13 protein-coding genes are annotated in these 19,132 nt (G+C 71.8%); all 13 read right to left on the reverse strand.

All coding sequences use genetic code 11. The features are described 5' to 3' along the window. Window positions 1-298: 298 nt before the first annotated feature. Window positions 299-1,993 (reverse strand): proline--tRNA ligase, encoded by a 1,695-nt coding sequence (locus tag J7E88_RS31825; protein WP_215186923.1) that lies wholly within the window; start codon window positions 1,991-1,993, stop codon window positions 299-301. A gap of 112 nt (window positions 1,994-2,105) precedes the next feature. Then, window positions 2,106-2,651, reverse strand: coding sequence for a GNAT family N-acetyltransferase (locus tag J7E88_RS31830; protein WP_215186924.1), 546 nt, complete (start codon window positions 2,649-2,651; stop codon window positions 2,106-2,108). A 63-nt stretch (window positions 2,652-2,714) separates the two neighbouring features. Further along, window positions 2,715-3,575 (reverse strand): GNAT family N-acetyltransferase, encoded by an 861-nt coding sequence (locus J7E88_RS31835; protein WP_215186925.1) that lies wholly within the window; start codon window positions 3,573-3,575, stop codon window positions 2,715-2,717. Between the two features lie 279 nt (window positions 3,576-3,854). Then, on the reverse strand, window positions 3,855-5,012 hold the full coding sequence (gene ispG, locus J7E88_RS31840; protein ID WP_215186926.1) for a flavodoxin-dependent (E)-4-hydroxy-3-methylbut-2-enyl-diphosphate synthase: 1,158 nt from the start codon (window positions 5,010-5,012) through the stop codon (window positions 3,855-3,857). 163 nt (window positions 5,013-5,175) lie between these two features. Continuing rightward, window positions 5,176-6,474: an RIP metalloprotease gene (locus tag J7E88_RS31845; RefSeq protein WP_215186927.1), complete on the reverse strand. Its 1,299-nt coding sequence runs from the start codon at window positions 6,472-6,474 to the stop codon at window positions 5,176-5,178. Beyond that, window positions 6,471-7,742, reverse strand: coding sequence for a 1-deoxy-D-xylulose-5-phosphate reductoisomerase (gene dxr, locus J7E88_RS31850; protein WP_215186928.1), 1,272 nt, complete (start codon window positions 7,740-7,742; stop codon window positions 6,471-6,473). The genes J7E88_RS31845 and dxr overlap by 4 nt, the downstream gene beginning before the upstream one ends. Before the next feature lie 92 nt (window positions 7,743-7,834). Beyond that, entirely contained in the window at window positions 7,835-8,614 is a 780-nt protein-coding gene (locus tag J7E88_RS31855; protein WP_215186929.1) for a hypothetical protein, read from the reverse strand. A gap of 127 nt (window positions 8,615-8,741) precedes the next feature. Further along, on the reverse strand, window positions 8,742-10,676 hold the full coding sequence (locus tag J7E88_RS31860) for an acyl-CoA dehydrogenase family protein (protein WP_215186930.1): 1,935 nt from the start codon (window positions 10,674-10,676) through the stop codon (window positions 8,742-8,744). A 274-nt stretch (window positions 10,677-10,950) separates the two neighbouring features. Beyond that, on the reverse strand, window positions 10,951-11,511 hold the full coding sequence (locus tag J7E88_RS31865; RefSeq protein ID WP_215186931.1) for a hypothetical protein: 561 nt from the start codon (window positions 11,509-11,511) through the stop codon (window positions 10,951-10,953). 314 nt (window positions 11,512-11,825) lie between these two features. Then, window positions 11,826-13,271, reverse strand: coding sequence for an aldehyde dehydrogenase family protein (locus J7E88_RS31870; RefSeq protein WP_215186932.1), 1,446 nt, complete (start codon window positions 13,269-13,271; stop codon window positions 11,826-11,828). Window positions 13,272-13,409: 138 nt separating this feature from the next. Next, window positions 13,410-14,363, reverse strand: a complete 954-nt coding sequence (locus J7E88_RS31875) for an EamA family transporter (protein WP_215186933.1) — start codon at window positions 14,361-14,363, stop codon at window positions 13,410-13,412. Between the two features lie 458 nt (window positions 14,364-14,821). Next, window positions 14,822-16,393 (reverse strand): PucR family transcriptional regulator, encoded by a 1,572-nt coding sequence (locus J7E88_RS31880; RefSeq protein ID WP_215186934.1) that lies wholly within the window; start codon window positions 16,391-16,393, stop codon window positions 14,822-14,824. A gap of 96 nt (window positions 16,394-16,489) precedes the next feature. Then, window positions 16,490-18,661, reverse strand: a complete 2,172-nt coding sequence (locus tag J7E88_RS31885) for an ATP-binding protein (RefSeq protein WP_215186935.1) — start codon at window positions 18,659-18,661, stop codon at window positions 16,490-16,492. Window positions 18,662-19,132 lie beyond the last annotated feature (471 nt).

Below are 19,132 nucleotides of genomic sequence, written 5' to 3' on the forward strand. Positions count from 1 at the left end.
GGCTTCGGGGCTTCACCCCGAAGCCGTACCGCCTGAGGTGGGGCACTCCACTCCCCCTGGGCTTTGCCCCGGGTATCCCCGGACCGGGCTGATTTCGCGCAGCCGATCCAGCCCCCGGGGCATCCCTGGCCCCGCCGGGGAGACCCCCACCCGCAGCCGCTGGCCGTAGCGGGAGTGTGAGGTGCCGAGGTCCGGTTGGGGGTTCACGCCCGCAGGGGACCCCCGAACGGGACTCAGCCCCGAGGTGGTGGGCCCTCCTCCCCGCACGGCGTGCGGGGAGGAGCCTCGGGTACGAGCGTCAGCCCCGCAGGCGCGCCACTGCCTCCGCCACCGGGAGCTCCTCGCGCTCCCCCGTGCGGCGGTCCTTCAGTTCGACCACGCCCTCGCCCGAGCGGCGGCCCGCCACAAGGATCTTGGGGACGCCGATCAGCTCCGCGTCGGTGAACTTCACGCCCGGCGAGACGCCCGCGCGGTCGTCCACCAGGACGCGCAGGCCCGCGGCACCGAGCTGCTCCGCCACGTCGAGCGCCAGCTCGGTCTGGAGCGCCTTGCCGGCGGCGACGACGTGGACGTCCGCCGGGGCGATCTCGCTCGGCCAGCACAGGCCCTTGTCGTCCGCGGTCTGCTCGGCGAGGGCCGCCACCGCGCGCGAGACGCCGATGCCGTACGAGCCCATCGTCACGCGGACCGGCTTGCCGTTCTGGCCGAGGACGTCGAGCTGGAAGGCGTCGGCGTACTTGCGGCCCAGCTGGAAGATGTGGCCGATCTCGATCGCGCGGTCCAGCTTGAGGCCGGTGGTGCACTTCGGGCAGGGGTCGCCCTCCTCGACCACGACGACGTCCAGGTACTCGTCGACCTCGAAGTCACGGCCGGCGACGACGTTCTTCGCGTGGGTGTCGGGCTTGTTGGCTCCGGTGACCCAGGCCGTTCCGGGCGCGACGCGCGGGTCGGCGATGTAGCGGACCTTCTCAAGACCCTGCGGGCCGACGTAACCGCGGACCAGATCGGCGCGGTCCACGAAGTCCTCGGCGGTGACCAGTTCGACGGTCGCGGGCGCGAGGTGGTCGCCGAGCTTGCCGAGATCGACCTCGCGGTCGCCGGGGACGCCGACCGCGACGATCTCGCCGTCGACCTTGACGAGGAGGTTCTTCAGGGTCGCCGACGCCGGGACGCCGAGGTGCGCGGCGAGCGTCTCGATCGTCGGGGTGTCGGGGGTGTCCAGCTCCTCGACCGGGCCGTGGTCCGCGCTCTCGACGGGCGCGAGCGCGAAGGTGACGGCCTCGGTGTTGGCGGCGTAGTCGCAGGAGGGGCAGTAGACGAAGGTGTCCTCACCGGCCGCGGCGGGCGCGAGGAACTCCTCGGACGCCGAGCCGCCCATCGCGCCCGAGACCGCGGAGACGATCTTGTGCTGCAGGCCGAGCCGCTCGAAGATCTTCACGTACGCCTCGCGGTGCAGGGCGTAGGACTCGGCGAGGCCCTCGTCGGAGGTGTCGAAGGAGTACGAGTCCTTCATCTGGAACTCGCGGCCGCGCAGGATGCCCGAACGCGGACGCGCCTCGTCGCGGTACTTGGTCTGGATCTGGTAGAGGATCACCGGCAGGTCCTTGTAGGACGTGCACTGGTCCTTGACCAGCTGGGTGAAGATCTCCTCGTGCGTGGGACCGAGGAGGTAGTCGGCACCCTTGCGGTCCTTGAGGCGGAACAGCTCGGCTCCGTACTCCTCCCAGCGGCCCGTCGCCTCGTACGGCTCCTTGGGGAGAACGGCCGGCAGCAGGACCTCCTGCGCGCCGATCGCGTCCATCTCCTCGCGTACGACGCGGGCGACGTTCTCCAGGACGCGCTTGCCCAGCGGCAGCCAGGACCAGATCCCCGCGGCGTTGCGGCGGACGTAACCGGCACGGACGAGGAGCTTGTGGCTGAGCGTCTCGGCGTCCGCCGGGTCGTCGCGCAGTGTCTTGACCATCAGACGGGACATGCGCTGGACCTGGGCCATGGTGAACTCCTGCTCGGAACGTGTGATGTGCAGGAGGTTAGCCGGGCGGCGGCGGGAGGCGGAAATCAGTTGCCGTGCGGCACCCGCCGCACGGCGGGGCGGCCGGGCCGGATCACGGCCGCGAGAGCGGCAGCCACGCGCCCATCACCGCGTAGGGACTCGGCGCGCTCGGGAACATGACCCGCCGCGCCAGGTCGTGGTAGCCGAGCCTGCGGTAGAGGGCCCGTGCGGGGCTCTCGGTGTCGATGGCGGACAGGATGGAGCGCGGCTGGCCGGCGGTGTCGGTGATCGTGGTGATCAGCTCACGGCCGACGCCACGGCCCTGGAACGCGGGGTGGACGTGCAGCTCCGTGATCACGAACGAGTCGTCGAGCCAGGTGTCGCTGCCGTTGCCGCGCAGATAGGGCTCCACGACGGTGGACCACCAGTGGGTGCGGTCGTTGGGCATGCCGTAGACGAAGCCGACGAGGCGGTCGTCCTCGGTGGTCGCGCCGAGTGCCCGCGCGCCGGAGTTCTTCAGATGCCGCAGCACGATGTAGCGGCGGATGTCGATCTCTTCGTCGCTGAGTCCGAAGGCGAGGGCCTGTACCGCGAGGGCCTCGTCGACGCGCGCCGCGAGGTCGAGCGGTCCTACCACGACGCCGGGGTGTGCTGCCATGACGGGAACCCTACTTGCCGCGGCCGGCGGTCGGCACCGTGCGGTCACAGGCCGCGGCAGGCGTCAGAACAGCACGCTCATGAAGGCTCCGACCTCGCGGAATCCGACCCGGCGGTAGGCGGCCCTCGCGGCGGTGTTGTAGTCGTTGACGTACAGGCTGACGACGGGCGAGACGTCGGCGAGCGCAAAGCGCAGGACGGCTGCCATGCCCGTCTCGGACAGTCCGCGGCCGCGGTACTCGGGTGCGACCCAGACGCCCTGGATCTGGCATGCCTTGGCGGTCGCTGCGCCGATCTCGGCCTTGAAGACGACCTTGCCGTCCTCGATGCGCGCGAACGACCGCCCCGTGCCGACGAGTTCGGCGACGCGAGCCTGGTAGAGCAGGCCACCGTCACCGGCGAGGGGCGAGACGCCGACCTCCTCGGTGAACATCGCCACGCAGGCCGGCATGATCACGTCGACCTCGTCCTTGCGGATGCGGCGGACGTACGGGTCGGGCTCGATGTCATCGGGAACCTTGTCCGTGACCATGAGCGGCTGGTGCGGGCGTATGTCCCTGGCCGGTCCCCAGCTCGGTTCGAGCAGCCGCCACAGCGCGGCGGTGGGTTCGGCGGGGCCGACGATCGACGAGCAGCGGCGGCCGGTCCTGCGGGCCCGGTCGGCGAAGGCGCGCACGGCTTCGGGCGTGGCACAGACGGGGACGAGATTGGCGCCGGAGTAGCACAGGGAGCGCAGTCGGCCGTCCGCGTACCAGCCCCACATCTCGCCGCCGAGGCGCCAGGGATCGAGACCCGCTGCCTGGACCCGGGCGGTGACGAAAGCATTCGCCACGGGATCGCTCTCGAGGATGGCGAGCGCTGCGCCGAGTTCGCCGGGGTCGAGGACCCGGGTGGTGGTCTGCGTCAACACGAGGGGCCTCACCATGCGGTTTGCTGATCCTGGCACTTTACCTGCCGCCTCGACGTCGTGTCCGATTCCGGGAAAAGGGGGCCGGATCCGGCGGCCGCGGCGCTTCCGCGGGACGAGGCGAGCGGCGGCGGCGCTTCCGCGTGAGGCACGGCCCGGCCGAACCAGCGGCGGCGGCGCTTTCGCAGGAGAAGGCGAGCGGCGGCCGCGCCCTTCCGCGTGGGCACGCGGCCCCGGACAGCACGAGGCCCCGCCGCCCGGTGAGGACGGCGGGGCCTTCGGAGGCTTCGTACGCGATCAGCCGGCGATGGAGATCTGGGGCTCGCCGGACGCGACGCCGTCCTTCTCCATCTGCTCGGCGATCTTCATCGCCTCGTCGATCAGCGTCTCGACGATCTTGGACTCGGGCACGGTCTTGATGACCTCGCCCTTGACGAAGATCTGGCCCTTTCCGTTGCCGGAGGCGACACCGAGGTCGGCCTCGCGGGCCTCGCCCGGTCCGTTCACCACACAGCCCATGACGGCGACGCGCAGCGGGACCTCCATGCCCTCCAGGCCCGCCGACACCTCGTCCGCCAGCTTGTAGACGTCGACCTGGGCGCGGCCGCAGGACGGGCAGGAGACGATCTCCAGGCGGCGCTGCCTGAGGTTGAGCGACTCGAGGATCTGGATGCCGACCTTGACCTCTTCAGCGGGCGGGGCGGAGAGGGAGACGCGGATGGTGTCGCCGATGCCCTCCGCGAGGAGCGCGCCGAACGCGACCGCGGATTTGATCGTGCCCTGGAAGGCGGGGCCGGCCTCGGTGACGCCGAGGTGCAGGGGGTAGTCGCACTGGGCGGCGAGCTGTCGGTAGGCGTTGACCATCACGACCGGGTCGTTGTGCTTGACCGAGATCTTGATGTCGCGGAAGCCGTGCTCCTCGAAGAGCGACGCCTCCCACAGGGCGGACTCGACGAGCGCCTCGGGAGTCGCCTTGCCGTACTTCTCCAGCAGGCGGCGGTCGAGGGAGCCCGCGTTGACGCCGATACGGATCGGGGTGCCGCTCTCCCCCGCCGCCTTCGCGATCTCCTTGACCTTGTCGTCGAACTGCTTGATGTTGCCCGGGTTCACCCGCACCGCGGCGCAGCCCGCCTCGATCGCGGCGAAGACGTACTTCGGCTGGAAGTGGATGTCCGCGATGACCGGGATCTGCGACTTCTTCGCGATGGTCGCGAGGGCGTCCGCGTCGTCCTGGGTGGGGCACGCCACCCGGACGATCTGGCAGCCCGACGCCGTGAGCTCGGCGATCTGCTGCAGCGTCGCTCCGATGTCGGAGGTCCTGGTGGTCGTCATCGACTGCACCGAGACCGGTGCGTCGCCGCCGACCGCGACGGAACCGACCTGGATCTTCCGGCTGACCCTCCGGTCGGCGAGCTTCGTCGGAACGGACGGAATTCCGAGAGAAATTGCAGTCATCTGCTGTGCAACCCCAAGGTGTGGATCGAGGTCCCGAGATCGGCGGGCTCCAGCACCCGAGATTACGGCACTGGCGTTCGGCCGGGCACATCCGCCGCCCCGACTCCACCCAAAGGTGACGGCCGGACACGAGGGGTGTCCGGCCGTCACAAGGGTGATCGCCTCAGCTGATCTTCACCGGATTGACGATGTCGGCGACCAGCACGAGCAGGGTGAAGCAGATGAAGATCCCGGCCACCACATAGGCGACGGGCATCAGCTTCGCCACGTCGAACGGGCCCGGGTCGGGACGCCGGAACAGCTTGGCGATCCCGCGCCGCACGGACTCCCACAGGGCGCCCGCGATGTGTCCGCCGTCCAGTGGCAGCAGCGGCAGCATGTTGAACAGGAACAGCGAGAGGTTGAAGCCGGCGAGCAGCATCAGGAACGTGGCGACGATGTTGGTCGTCGGCATGTCGAGGTTGAGCACCTCGCCGCTGAGCCGGGCCGCGCCGACGACGCCGACCGGAGAGTCGTCCTTGCGTTCACCGTCGCCGAAGGCCGCGTCCCACAGGTCGGGGACCTTGGTGGGCAGCGCGATGATCGCCTCGGCGCCGTTCTCGATCATGTCGCCCATGCGGTCGACGGAATCACCGAAGGACAGGGGCAGGATCTCGGTCCGGGCGGCGAAGCCGAGGTAGCCCGCGGGCTCGTAGCCCTCGACGACCTCACCGTCCGCGTCCTTCTTGACGACCATGTTCTCGATGAGCGTCGCGTTCAGGACCTGCTCGGCGCCGGCGCGGTCGACGGTGATGGTGGCGGGGCCGATCGTCTCGCGGATGCGGCTCGACAGGGTGCTCCAGTCGTCGATGCGTTCCCCGTTGAAGGCGACGATCCGGTCGCCCTCCTTCAGGCCCGCGAGGGCTGCGGGCGACTCGGGATCGCCGGCGGCGCATTTGTCGCGCTTCTCGCTCTGCTCGATGACGCACTTCTGAACGCCCGCCACCTCGGTGGTCTGCGTAGGAGTTCCGAAGGTCATCATCACGCCGAGGAAGATCGCCACCGCGAGCACGAGGTTCATGAACGGCCCCGCGAACATCACGATGACGCGCTTCCACGGCTTGCGCGTGTAGAACAGCCGCGTCTCGTCGCCGGGCCGCAGCTCTTCGTACGCCGCGGAGCGTGCGTCCTCGATCATCCCGCGCCACGGGGAGGTGGAGCGGGCCTCGATCCGGCCGTCCTCGCCGGGCGGGAACATCCCGATCATGCGGATGTAGCCGCCCATCGGGATGGCCTTGATGCCGTACTCCGTCTCGCCCTTGTGCCGTGAGAACAGGGTCGGGCCGAAGCCGACCATGTACTGCGGCACCCGGATGCCGAACAGCTTCGCCGTCGACAGATGGCCCAGCTCGTGCCAGGCGATGGAGACCAGCAGTCCCACCCCGAACAGCACCATGCCGAGAACCGTCAACACCATCGTCATGCGCGAGCCTCCGCAGGCCGTTCTTCGCCGCTGTGTGTGTACGTCGCCGCCGTCTCACGGGCCCTGGCACGGGCCCAGGCGTCCGCCTCGAGAACGTCGGCCACGGTGAGCGAGGTTCCCGGCGCGGGGGTGCCGTGCTCGGAGACCACCTGGGTGACCGTATCCATGATGGCGTTGAACGGCAGCCGCCCCGCAAGGAACGCCTCGACGCACTCCTCGTTCGCCGCATTGAACACCGCCGGGGCCGTGCCGCCCAGCTCCCCCACGTGCCGGGCGAGTGCGACGGAGGGGAACGCCTCGTTGTCGAGGGGGAAGAACTCCCAGGTCGACGCCGTGGACCAGTCGAACGCGGGGGCCGCGTCAGGCACCCGTTCCGGCCAGCCGATGCCGATCGCGATCGGGCCCCGCATGTCCGGCGGAGTGGCCTGGGCGAGCGTGGAGCCGTCGGTGAACTCCACCATCGAGTGGACGTAGGACTGGGGGTGGACGACGACCTCGATGCGGTCGAAGGGGATGTCGTAGAGGAGGTGCGCCTCGATGACCTCGAGCCCCTTGTTGACGAGGGTCGCGCTGTTGACGGTGATCACCGGGCCCATCGCCCAGGTGGGGTGGGCGAGGGCGTCCTCGGGTGTGACGTCCGCGAGCTCCGCCCTCGTGCGGCCCCGGAAGGGACCGCCCGACGCCGTGACCACGAGCTTGCGCACATCGGCGCGGGTGCCGCAGGCAAGCGCCTGGAACAGCGCGGCGTGCTCGGAGTCAACCGGGATGATCTGACCGGGCTTGGCGACCGCCTTGACCAGGGGCCCGCCGACGATGAGCGACTCCTTGTTGGCCAGCGCGAGCGTGCGGCCGGCTTCGAGCGCGGCGAGGGTGGGAGCGAGACCGATGGAGCCGGTGATGCCGTTGAGCACCGTGTGGCAGGGCGAGGCGGCGAGCTCGGTGGCCGCGCCCGGGCCGGCCAGGATGGTGGGCAGGGGCTCGGAGCCGTACCGCGCCGCCAGCGCCTCGCGCAGCGCGGGCACGGCCTCCTCGCGGGCCACGGCGACGGCCTCGACGCGCAGCCGGTGCGCCTGCTCGGCCAGCAGGCCGACCCGTCCGCCGGCGGCGGACAGCGCGGTGACGCGGAAGCGGTCGGGGTTGCGCAGCACCAGGTCGATGGCCTGCGTGCCGATGGACCCGGTCGAGCCGAGGACGACGATGTCCCGGCGTCCTTCCAGCGCGTCGAAGGTCAGATGCGGGTCGGCGAGGGGTGATGGGCTGTCGCTCATCCCCCCATTGTGGCCGTTGAGCCTCTCCGCCCGGACAGGGCGTCCCCCTGCGTTGCCACCGGGTGTGGTCGGGCCCCGCTCGCCAATTGCGGTCAGGCCCGGCTCCGGGCGGCGGAGAACTTCTTCCACTGGGCGTCGACGATCTCCCGGGGCACGGCCTTGATGTCCTTGGTGCCGAGGAAGTCGGCGCGGAAGGAGAGCGTGGTCGATCCGGACCGGACGACGGTCAGGTACTCGTACAGCCTCAGCTTTCCCTTCACATCGAGGACGGTGAACCGGAACGCCACGGCCTCGTCCCCGATCGCGGGCGCCCCGGCGGGCTCGACCTTCAGGACCCTGGCCCGCGCGATGGCGCGTTCCTCGGTGTAGCCGCCGGCGCAGGCGTCGCCCGCCGCGGCGAGGTCCTTCATCACGGCGGCGGCCCCGTCCCCCGCGTAGGAGCGCAGTTGCACAAGGACGCTCGTCCCGATCATCTCGTCGGCGATGTCGACCTGGCGGTGGACCTCGGCGGCCGGGTCGTGGGCGGTCGCGCCCGCGGCGAGGGAGACGAGCGGCCCGCAGCGGTCCGGGTCGGCGGTGTAGGCGTCGCCGAGCGGGGCCCCGTCCGTGCCCCGCGCGGTGTACGAGCCGATCCGCTCGCCCTCGGCGAAGGCGACGTCCTTCAGGGCGGCCTCCGTGAGCGCGGTGCCTCCGCGCGCCGGTGCGGAGCCGGAAGGGGAGGCGGACCGGCCGGCGCCGTCGCTGTCCGGTCCGCCGTCGTCGCTGCCGCACGCGGCCGTGGTGACCATCAGCCCGGCCAGCACCAGGCCGCAGGCGCGCAGCCGCCTGGGGGCGTGCCGGTGGCCGCTGTTGACGTTTCCCGCACCGAACATCCGTGCCCCGTTCCCCTGTTGAGCCGACGGAAGGTCGATTGTGGGTCACGAGGCCGTGCCGCGCCACCTTCACGGGGCCGACAGGAGTGGGTACGGCCGGGCGCGCCCGGCCGTACCCGCGGATGGCTCAGCGGATCGGCCGGTGCACGTTCTCCCGCTCCGAGGGGCCGGGGGTGGCGTCGGCGATCCAGGGGCCGTCGCCGCTCGGGTCGATGACGCCCTCCTCCAGCCAGGTGTACGCGCCCCCGAGGACGCCCTTGACCACGGCGCGGTCGAGGTCGTCGGTGTTGCTCCACAGCCGCCCGAAGAGCTCCTCGACACGGATGCGGGCCTGCCGGCAGAAGGCGTCGGCCAGCTGGTAGGCCTCGCGGCCGTGGTCCCCGGTGGTCCGCAGCAGTTCCGCCCGTACACAGGCGGCGCTCATCGCGAACAGTTCGGCGCCGATGTCGACGATCCGGCCGAGGAACCCCTGCTTAGTCTCCATCCGGCCCTGCCACCGGGACATGGCGTAGAACGTGGACCGGGCGAGCTTGCGGGCGGCTCGCTCGACATAGCGCAGATGGGTGGACAGGTCCACGTGGCCGCGGGGGTGGAACTCGGCGTAGGAGCGCGGGAGCTGGCCCGGGCCCGTGACCAGCTTGGGCAGCCAGCGGGCGTAGAAGGCGGTCGCCTGGGCCCCGGCCCTGGCCTTGTCGCCGAGGGTCTTGTCGGGGTCGATGATGTCGCCGGCGACCGCGAGATGGGCGTCGACCGCCTCGCGGGCGATCAGCAGGTGCATGATCTCCGTCGATCCCTCGAAGATGCGGTTGATGCGCAGGTCGCGCAGCAACTGCTCGGCGGGGACGGCCCGTTCGCCACGGGCGGCGAGGGAGTCGGCGGTCTCGAAGCCCCGGCCGCCGCGGATCTGGACCAGTTCGTCCGCCATCAGCCAGGCCATCTCGGAGCCGTACAGCTTGGCGAGGGCGGCCTCGATGCGGATGTCGTTGCGGTTCTCGTCCGCCATCTGGCTGGACAGGTCGAGCACGGCTTCGAGGGCGAAGGTGGTGGCGGCGATGAAGGAGATCTTCGAGCCGACGGCCTCGTGGTGGGCGACCGGCTTGCCCCACTGCTCGCGCACGGCGGACCACTCGCGGGCGATCTTCAGACACCACTTGCCCGCGCCGGCGCACATCGCGGGCAGGGAGAGCCGGCCGGTGTTGAGGGTGGTCAGGGCGATCTTGAGGCCGGAGCCCTCGGGCCCGATGCGGTTGGCCGCGGGGACGCGGACCTGGTGGAAGCGGGTGACGCCGTTCTCGAGGCCGCGCAGGCCCATGAAGGCGTTGCGGTTCTCGACGGTGACGCCGGGAGAGCCCGCCTCGACGACGAAGGCGGTGATGCCGCCCTTGTGCCCCTCGCTCTTGGGCACCCTGGCCATCACGACGAGGAGATCGGCGACGACGCCGTTCGTCGTCCAGAGCTTGACCCCGTCGAGGACGTAGTCGTCGCCATCGGGGACGGCGGTGGTTGCCAGGCGTGCCGGGTCCGAGCCCACGTCCGGCTCGGTGAGCAGGAACGCCGAGATGTCGGTGCGGGCCAGGCGGGGCAGGAAGGCGTCCTTCTGCTCCTGCGTGCCGAACAGTTTCAGCGGCTGCGGTACGCCGATCGACTGATGGGCGGACAGCAGGGCACCGATCGCCGGGTTCGCGGAGCCGGCCAGGGCGAGGGCCTTGTTGTAGTACACCTGGGTGAGCCCGAGGCCGCCGTACTTGGTGTCGATCTTCATCCCGAGGGCGCCGAGCTCCTTGAGACCGTCGATCACCGCGTCGGGGATCATGGCGTCGCGCTCGATCTGTGCGCCGTCGACCTTCGTCTCGCAGAAGTCGCGCAGCTTGGCGAGGAATTCCTCGCCGCGCTGCACGTCGTCCGCGGGCGGCAGGGGATGGGGGTGGATCAGGTCCAGCCGGAAGCGGCCGAGGAACAGTTCCTTGGCGAAGCTGGGCTTTCGCCAGTCCTGCTCGCGCGCCGCCTCGGCGACCTGGCGGGCTTCACGCTCGGAGACTTTGGGCTTGGTCGGTGCGGACATGAAGGGAGTCACCTCGCCGCGGTGTGGTGGAGTCCGTGGTGGAATCGGTCGAATCCATGGGGAACTACCGGTGGGTGCTACTTGTGAGTCTCTACCCGATCCGGCCGACTCTCACCAGTCCTCGCGCGCAGGCGGACGAAGGTGACGCATCTGCGGCCGCTCGACGAAGCGGAAGGCCCGGGCGGTGGGCCGCCGGGCCTTCCTTGCACCCCGTCAGCTTGCGGAGCGTGGAGAGCCCCGCCCGCACAGCAGAGACGCTCGCGCTACGTGATCTCTAGACGGGAACGCAGTACGCGATCGCCCATCCAAATTCCTCCTCGGTGCTATAGGGGTTGTCGACGAATACCCGCCAGCTGTCGCCGGGGCTGTTGACCGAAGTCCGCTGCGAGATAACCGCGATGGGCCCAAAGCTCATGATGTGGCCGCCGGAGATCGCATGCTGGCCGGCCGGGCAGGTGGCAGTGCTGACAGCACTGGATCCGGGTGCCACGGTTGCGAGATTTCCGATCACTTCGGTGACGACGGCCGTGCCGGTCGCCCCTTGTGCGCCCTGGGCACCCTGGGCACCCTGCGTTCCGGTGCCCTGTGCGCCCTGTGCGCCTTGAGCACCCTGCGTGCCCTGGGGACCCTGGTCGCCCTGCTCACCCTGGGGGCCCTGCGGCCCACGGTCTCTGTCGCGGTCCTTGTCGCGGTCCTTGTCGCGGTCCTTGTCGCGGTCCTTGTCGCGATCGGCACTGGTGGCGCCGTTCGGGCCTGGCAGCCCCAGGCTGTGATCGGCGCCGGACCTGTGAACCGCGTCGGCGATGGCTTCCGTGCTGGGGACAATATTGAGCACTACGGCAAGTGCACCCGCCGAAACCATCGTGGCGGATTTTTGATTCGGCCCTTACGTCGCAAAGCACGACAAGCAGGCTGGGAAATCAACAGATCAGCCCACCGCGAGCCGTCCGATCGGGCTATATGCGGATCCCGTCCCCAGCACTCGGTCACTGAAGGTTGGCGACCGCCAAGCTCCTACCACCGAACGTCGAGTGACTGGGGATGGTCGGGGCCAGGGGGACATCTCGGCAGCGGATTCGAACGCCGGCAGACAAGACAACGGCCGGAGCCCCCGCACAGTGGGCTCCGGCCGTTGGTCCAGGTGACGTACTACATGGCCAGGCCCGTGAGGACCAGCACTCGCTCGTACGTGTAGTCGTCCATCGCGAAGGCCACGCCCTCACGACCGACGCCGGACTGCTTGGCACCGCCGTACGGCATCTGGTCGGCACGGTAGGACGGGACGTCGCCGACGATCACGCCGCCGACCTCGAGGGCGCGGTGGGCGCGGAAGGCGGTCTGCAGGTCGTGCGTGAACACACCGGCCTGGAGGCCGTACTTGGAGTCGTTGACGGCCGCGAACGCCTCGTCCTCGCCGTCGGCCTTCGTCACGGTCAGGACCGGACCGAAGACCTCCTCGCAGGCGAGGTTGACATCGGCGGGGACGTCGGTGAGGACGGTGGGCGCGTAGGTGGCGCCGTCGCGCTTGCCGCCGGTCAGCAGCTTGGCACCGCCCTGGACGGCCTCGTCGACCCAGTACTCCACCCGCTTGGCGGCGTCCTCGCTGACGAGCGGGCCGACATCGGTCGCCGAGTCGGACGGGTCGCCCGTGACCTGGGCCTCGACCGCCGCGACGATCTTCGGCAGCAGCCGGTCGTAGACGGACGCGTCGGCGATCACGCGCTGCACGGAGATGCAGGACTGGCCGCCCTGGTAGTTGGAGAAGGTGGCGATACGGGTCGCCGCCCAGTCCAGGTCCTGCTCGCTCGCGAAGTCCGCGAGGACCACCGCCGCACCGTTGCCGCCCAGCTCCAGGGTGCAGTGCTTGCGCGGGACCGAGTCCATGATCGCGTAGCCGACCTTGTCGGAGCCGGTGAAGGAGATGACCGGCAGGCGCTCGTCCTTCACCAGGGCGGGCATCTGCTCGTTCGGGACGGTCAGCACCGACCAGGAACCGGCGGGCAGGTCGGTTTCGGCGAGCAGCTCACCGAGGATCAGCCCGGACAGCGGGGTCGCCGGGGCGGGCTTGAGGATGATCGGCGCACCGACCGCGATGGCCGGGGCGATCTTGTGGGCGCACAGGTTGAGTGGGAAGTTGAACGGCGCGATACCGAGGACGACGCCCTTGGGGAAGCGGCGGGTCAGAGCGAGACGGCCCTGGCCGCCCGCGTCGGTGTCCAGCCGCTGCGCCTCGCCGCCGTTGAAGCGGCGGGCCTCCTCGGCGGCGAACCGGAAGACGGACACGGCGCGGCCGACCTCGCCGCGCGCCCACTTGATCGGCTTGCCGTTCTCGGCGGAGATCAGCTGGGCGATCTCCTCCGTGCGCTCCACCAGGCGCTTGGAGACGTGGTCCAGAGCGGCGGCACGCACATGGGCCGGGGTCGCGGCGAACTCGTCGATCACGGCGTGCGCCGCGGCGACGGCCTCCTCGACCTGCGCCTCGGTGGGCACGGAGACCCGGCCGACGAGCCGGCCGTCCCAGGGGGAGGTGACGTCGAAGGCGGCCTCGCCGGTGGCCTGGCGGCCGGCGAGCCAGAAGGCGTGGGTGGAGGTCATGTCCCGGCCCTTCCGAAGTAGATGGGGGTTGGTCTGTGCCCACCGTAGGACCGGCGGCCCGCCAATGTGTTTATCCGGCGCGTAGTGGTGGCCGGCCGGTCTGCGACGCTTTGGCGAGAGGGCGGGTCGACGGGCGGGTCAGCGGCGCCTTTCGGTGCTGACGATGAGGCAGACCCCCGCCACGACGACCACACCGCCCACGGCGATCGGCCAGGACAGCCGCTCGTCGAGGACGAGTGCGCCCAGCAGCACGGCGACGACCGGGTTCACGTACGCGTAGGTCGCGACGAGGGACAGCGGAGCGGAGTGCAGCAGCCAGGCGTACGCGGTGAACGCGAGCAGCGAGCCGAAGACGACGAGGTAGGCGAAAGCGGTCCAGGACCGGGCGGAGGCGTCCTCCAGGCGGAAGCCGTGCTGCTCGCCGCGGAAGAGGGCGACGGCCGCACAGCCGAGGCCGCCCGCGACCATCTCGTAGGCACTGGCCGCGAAGGGGTTGGCGGGCATCGGGATACGGGACGACGAGAAGGAGCCCACCGCCCACAGAACGGTCGCCACGATCACCGTGAACACGCCGCCGATCCGCACATCGCCGCTGAGACCGGGCAGGGTCAGCACGGCGAGTCCGGCGAGACCCAGCAGGACGCCGAGGTAGGCGCCGGGGCCGGGGCGTTCACCGAAGGACCTGCGCAGGACGACCACCCAGGCGGGGACGACGGCGATCATCAGAGCGGTGAGGCCGGACGGGACGGAGGTCTCGGCGAGGACGACGAGGCCGTTTCCGCCGAGGAGCAGCAGCAGGCCGACGAGGGCGGCCGAGCCGAGCTGGACCCGGGTGACCTTGAGCGCCGAGGGCCCGTACCGCCAGGCGACGAGCGCGCCGAGGACGGCGCCGGCGACGACGAACCGGGCGCCTGCGGACAGGAAGGGCGGCATGGTCTCGACGACGACGCGGATACCGAGATACGTGGACCCCCAGACGACGTACACGATGCCGAGGGCGGCCCATACGGCCCCGCTGATCCGCCGCCCTGCGGCCCCACCGGGCAGGACGCCCTTGAAGGTCGTGTCCTCGCCGGCAACGCGTGTGCCCATCGGTGCTCCTCGCCTCCACGGCGACGCGCCCCACGACGTGTGCCGGGGCGCGCCCTCACAAGCGAGGAAGATAGGAAGTCACGGGCTGAACTGCAACGATTCTGCCCGGGATCGGGCAGCGAAGCGGAAAATTCTTCGCCGGGGGCGAGGTTTTCGGGTGGCGTGGCCGGAGTGCCGGGCGGCCGGCACCGCAGGCGGGCTCGCCGCCCGGCCCGGGACCATGGCTGCGGTCGCGGCACGGGCCGCGCACGGCGTTGGGCGGGCCCCGGTCGACCGGGCTGCGGCGGTTGGACCGCTTCGCGCGGCCGGGCCGGGCCGCGGGCTGGTCGCACCGCTTCATGCCGACCCGCCCGGCTGGCCGCACCACCGCGCGCAGGCCGAGCCGCGCGGCGGCTGCCGCCTAATGCGTCCCACCGGCCGGAGGCTTCTGCCCGGCCGGCGTGGTCCCCTGGGGGCTGTCAGGTCGTGGGGGGCGTCGACGTCGTCTTCAGGGAAAGCCAGAGCTCCATCCGGACGTCCGGGTCGTCCAGGGAGCGGCCCAGGATCTCTTCCACGCGGCGCATCCGGTAGCGCAGCGTGTGGCGGTGCACGCCGAGGTCCGCCGCCGCCGCGTCCCACTGGCCGTGGCGGGACAGCCAGGCGCGCAGTGACGCCACGAGGTCGCCCCGGCCCGTGGCGTCGTGCTCGTGGAGCGCGCGCAGCATGCCGTCGGCGAAAGCGCGCACCGCGTCGTCCGCAAGCAGCGGCAGGATCGAACCCGTCGCGAGCTCCTCGTGCTCGACCAGCACGCGGCCGCGCCGCCGGGCCACCGACAGGGCCTGTTCCGCCTGCTTGTACGCCCCCGCCGCCGCTATCGGTCCCGTCGGCGCGGAGAGTCCGACGACGCTCTGCGCGTCCTCGGCCTCCTTGCCCGCGTACGCGGCCGTGCACGAGGCGACGACCGCGCCGCCGTCCGCCGCGAGCACCACCAGGCGGCCGTCGGTGTCCGGAACGACCAGCACCGCCTCGCCGGCGCGCGCCGCCGCCGACTCCAGCGATTCGGTGAACTCGGCGAGCGGGTCACCCCCGGCGTCGCCGTCCGTCTCCCCCGAGGCCTCGGCGATCAGCAGCCGGAAGGGCGCGTCGAGCAGCCCGCCGTACAGGTCGCCGGCGACCGCACGCGCGTGGTCCGGCTGGCCGGCCAGCAGCATCCGCAGCACGGCGGCGCCCAGACGCTGTTCCGCGGCCTGGAGCGAGCGGGAGCGTTCCGTGGAGAGCGTGAGCAGGGCGACGGCCGAGTGGACCGCGTACCGCTCGGCGGTGCCGAGGGGTGCCCCGGTGCCGACAGCGAGCGCGCCGCGCACCCGGCGGCCGGAGCCGAGCGACTGGAGTTCGACCCGGTCGTCGTCCTCCGCGCCGCCGACGACCGCGCTCGCGGGCGCGGGCCGCTCCCGCAGCCGTTCCACGTCGGCCGTGAAGCGGGCAGCCCGGCGGGTCGCCCACTCGGGCGCGGCGGCCACGACCGCGCCGGAGGCGTCGTACAGGGCGGCCCAGCCCTCGACATGCGCGGCGAGCCGTGCGACGACCGCCGCCGGGCCCTCGGCGAGCGCCGCGCGGGTCATCTCGCGCTGCGCCTCGAAACCGGCGGTCACGGCCCGGTACTGGTCGGCGGCGATCGCGGCGGACACGGCCTTCGATATGGCGATGAACGGTGTGCGGCGCGGTACGGCAAGCAGCGGAAGCCGCTCCTCCTTCGCTGCGTCGAGGAGGGCGTCGGGCACGTCCTCGTAGTTGACCCCGACCGCGAAGCCGAGGCCGACCACGCCCGCCGCGACCAGCCTGCGCACATAGCGCCGCATCGCCTCGGGGTCCTCGGCGTCCAGGGTCATGGCGGTGACGAGCAGCAGCTCGCCGCCCTCCAGATACGGCACGGGGTCGGCGAGCTCGCTGACGTGGGCCCAGCGCACGGGGGTCTCGAGGCGGTCCTCACCGGCGCGCACGGTGAGCTTGAGCGCAGAGTGCTGCACGAGCGAGGCGAGGGTGGGCGGCATGGACCTGTGGCCCTCCGAGCAGAGGTGCGGGATTTCGCCGTCCCGTATGAACGGCCTACCTCGATTCTGCCAGCTCGTAGCAGTCCGGAGATCCGCTCAGGTCCGCAGATCTACCAGGAGGGGCGGCGCGTGCTCACCGCGGACGCTGGTCAGCGACAGGACCGCGTGCCCGGCGGGCAGCCCGTGCGCCAGGTCGGACGCCGACCAGCGGGCCCGCTCGACCTCGCGCACGGTCACCGCCTCCGCGGTGACCGCCCGGCCGGTGACCAGGCGGCGCATCATGTGCAGGGCCTTGGTGAACGGTTCGTCGGAGATGATCTGCCGGTTGGTGACGTCCCGGGTCTGGACCCACTCGGTGCCCCAGGTCTCGGCGAAGTGCCCGCCGTCCCAGGGCGCGAGCCCGGCGAACGCCATACGGCAGCCGACCGCGCCGAGCAGCGGGCCGCGCAGCGCTTCCGGCACGTCTTCCAGCGTCCGCAGCGCGAAGACGACGCCCGCGTTGGCGGTACGCAGGCGTTGCACCGCGCGCACCGAGTCGGCGGTGACCGTGTACGAGGCGTCGTCGAGGACCAGGCAGGCGAACAGCGAGCGGTCGGTGCGGGCGAGCGCGGCCTCGGTGAACTGCGCCAGCACCAGCCGCGCGATGATCCGGGACGCCTCGGCGTGGCCGCGCTCCGGAAGGTCGACACGGACCCGCAGCGGGTGCTCGATGGAGCGCAGCGAGAACTGCCGGCCGCCGCCGTCGGTGCGGAAGAAGTCCGCGAAGGCGGGCCGGTCCAGGAACGCGATCCGCTCGGCGAGCAGCACGCCGATGTCGTCGCCGCGCGCCGACTGCCGTTCACGTGCGTCGAGTTCGCGGAGCTGGGAGGCCTCGCCCGCGGCCCGGAGCGCGGAGCGCAGCTCGTCCAGGGCCGAGGGCGCGCCACTGAGGAGTTCGCGCAGCTCCGGGACGGCGGGGAAGTGACCATGGACGCACTGGTAGGGGCCGATGAGCTGGGCGAGCGCGGTCGCGGCGCGGCGGCTGTCGCCGCCGGGGAGACCGGCCGCGAGGTCGCCGACGAGCGCTTCCGCGAGCATTCGGGCGGCCTCGTCGGGGTCGTCGGCCCCGCCGTACAGGTCGAGATCGTGGGTGGATCCCGCCCGGCCCACGGAGATGACGAGGTCGAAGTCGCCGTCCGGGGCGACGGCGGCGCCGTAGGCGGTGACTGCGACGACGGCGGCCCGGTTGGCGAGCGCGAGCAGGCACAGCGACTCGACGACGGGCCGCACGAGCCGCACGCTCTTGCCGGAACCGGAGGGCCCGACGGCGAGCAGCGAGGTCCCGAGCAACGCGGGCTCCAGGGCCACGCCGGTGGTACGCCGCGCGTAGGGATTGCGGCTGTCGTCGACGACGGTGCCGATCTTGACCTGCCCGGTGACGAGGTCGTGGGTGGCCGTGCGCACCGGCAGGTCGCGCAGGCCGGAGGGGTGGGCGCAGGCGGCGGGCCCGTGCCTGCGCACGGTGTCGGCGAAGGCGGCGAGCCGTTCGGGCCGGGCGTGGACGCCCTGCCAGGCGCGCCGGATACGGGCGTAGTCGACGTCACCGAGGGCCCCGGACCGGGCGGCTTCGCCCAGCCGCGCGGCGGCGTCGCCGAGGCCGGCGCCGCGCAGCTCGGGCCAGTCGGCGAGGTCGGCCTCGGGCGGGGGCGCTGAGGGAGCGGGCTTGCGGCGGCGTACGACGTAGCGGTGCCAGATCTCGGGCACATGGCCGATGCGGGCGAAGAACACCAGCATGCCGCCGCCGACGATCGCGTAGTACACGTAGCTGGCGTTGGCCCAGGTGGTGGCGTCGGCGCGCCACGAGTCGGGGGTGAGGACGAGGAGGGGCCACAGCCAGTAGCGGCCGAGGTAGCCGTTCCACAGCAGGGACCACAGGAGCCAGCCGCTGAGCAGGGAGATGATCGCGCCGGAGAACAGGCGCCTGGCCGGGACGAGTTCGGGCTCCTCGTCGGGGCGTCGGCGGTGGCCGAGCCGCCAGACGCCGGGCTCGGCCTGGGGCCGCGGTGTGCGCAGCCACTCCAGCACGGCGGGGCGGGTCGTGGGCGCGTGCCCCGGCAGGGCCGGCGTGCCCGGCGGCATGGACGGGCTGTGGGGTGACGGGGCGTCGGGCCACTCGTCGCGGGCCGGCTCCGAGGAGGGCGCGGCCGGTGCCTCGGACGGCGGTCCGGCCGGACGGGACACGGGATTGGCGCGTGTGCCGCGTGCGTCGAATGTGCCTTCGGATTCCATGAAACCGCTGCCCCCTGACCAGCCAGGTCCGCTCTGTGCACCCGTCAATCTAGTGCCCCGGCGTGGGGAGTTCAGCGACTCGCGCCGGTGTCATGGACACCGGCCACCCGCCGCAGGGCGTCGAACGCGGCCGCGGGCCCTTCCGCCGGACGGCGGCCGCTGGCAACTTCCGTCCACGCCCTGCCGACAGGTCCACGGTGCCCGACGCCGTCTACGAGGCACGCTACGGCCGGACGGACGGGGCCGGCGGGGCACGCTCCCGCTGCCGGGCCCGCGGCCAGGGCAGCTCGCAGGGCACAACGCGTCGCCTCGTGCCGTGTGTCCCGCCGGAGGTAGTCCAGACCTCCCGCGCCGTCTACTGTCGGTGCTGGACAAACACCGCCTGACGGCGGCGGTGACGCACTTCGCCCCCGAAGTCCCTGTCACGCCGCGGGCTGACCGCCCACCCGGCCACCCACGGCGGGGCAGGCC

It is taken from the genome of Streptomyces sp. ISL-10 (assembly GCF_018614575.1).
Taxonomy (GTDB): domain Bacteria; phylum Actinomycetota; class Actinomycetes; order Streptomycetales; family Streptomycetaceae; genus Streptomyces.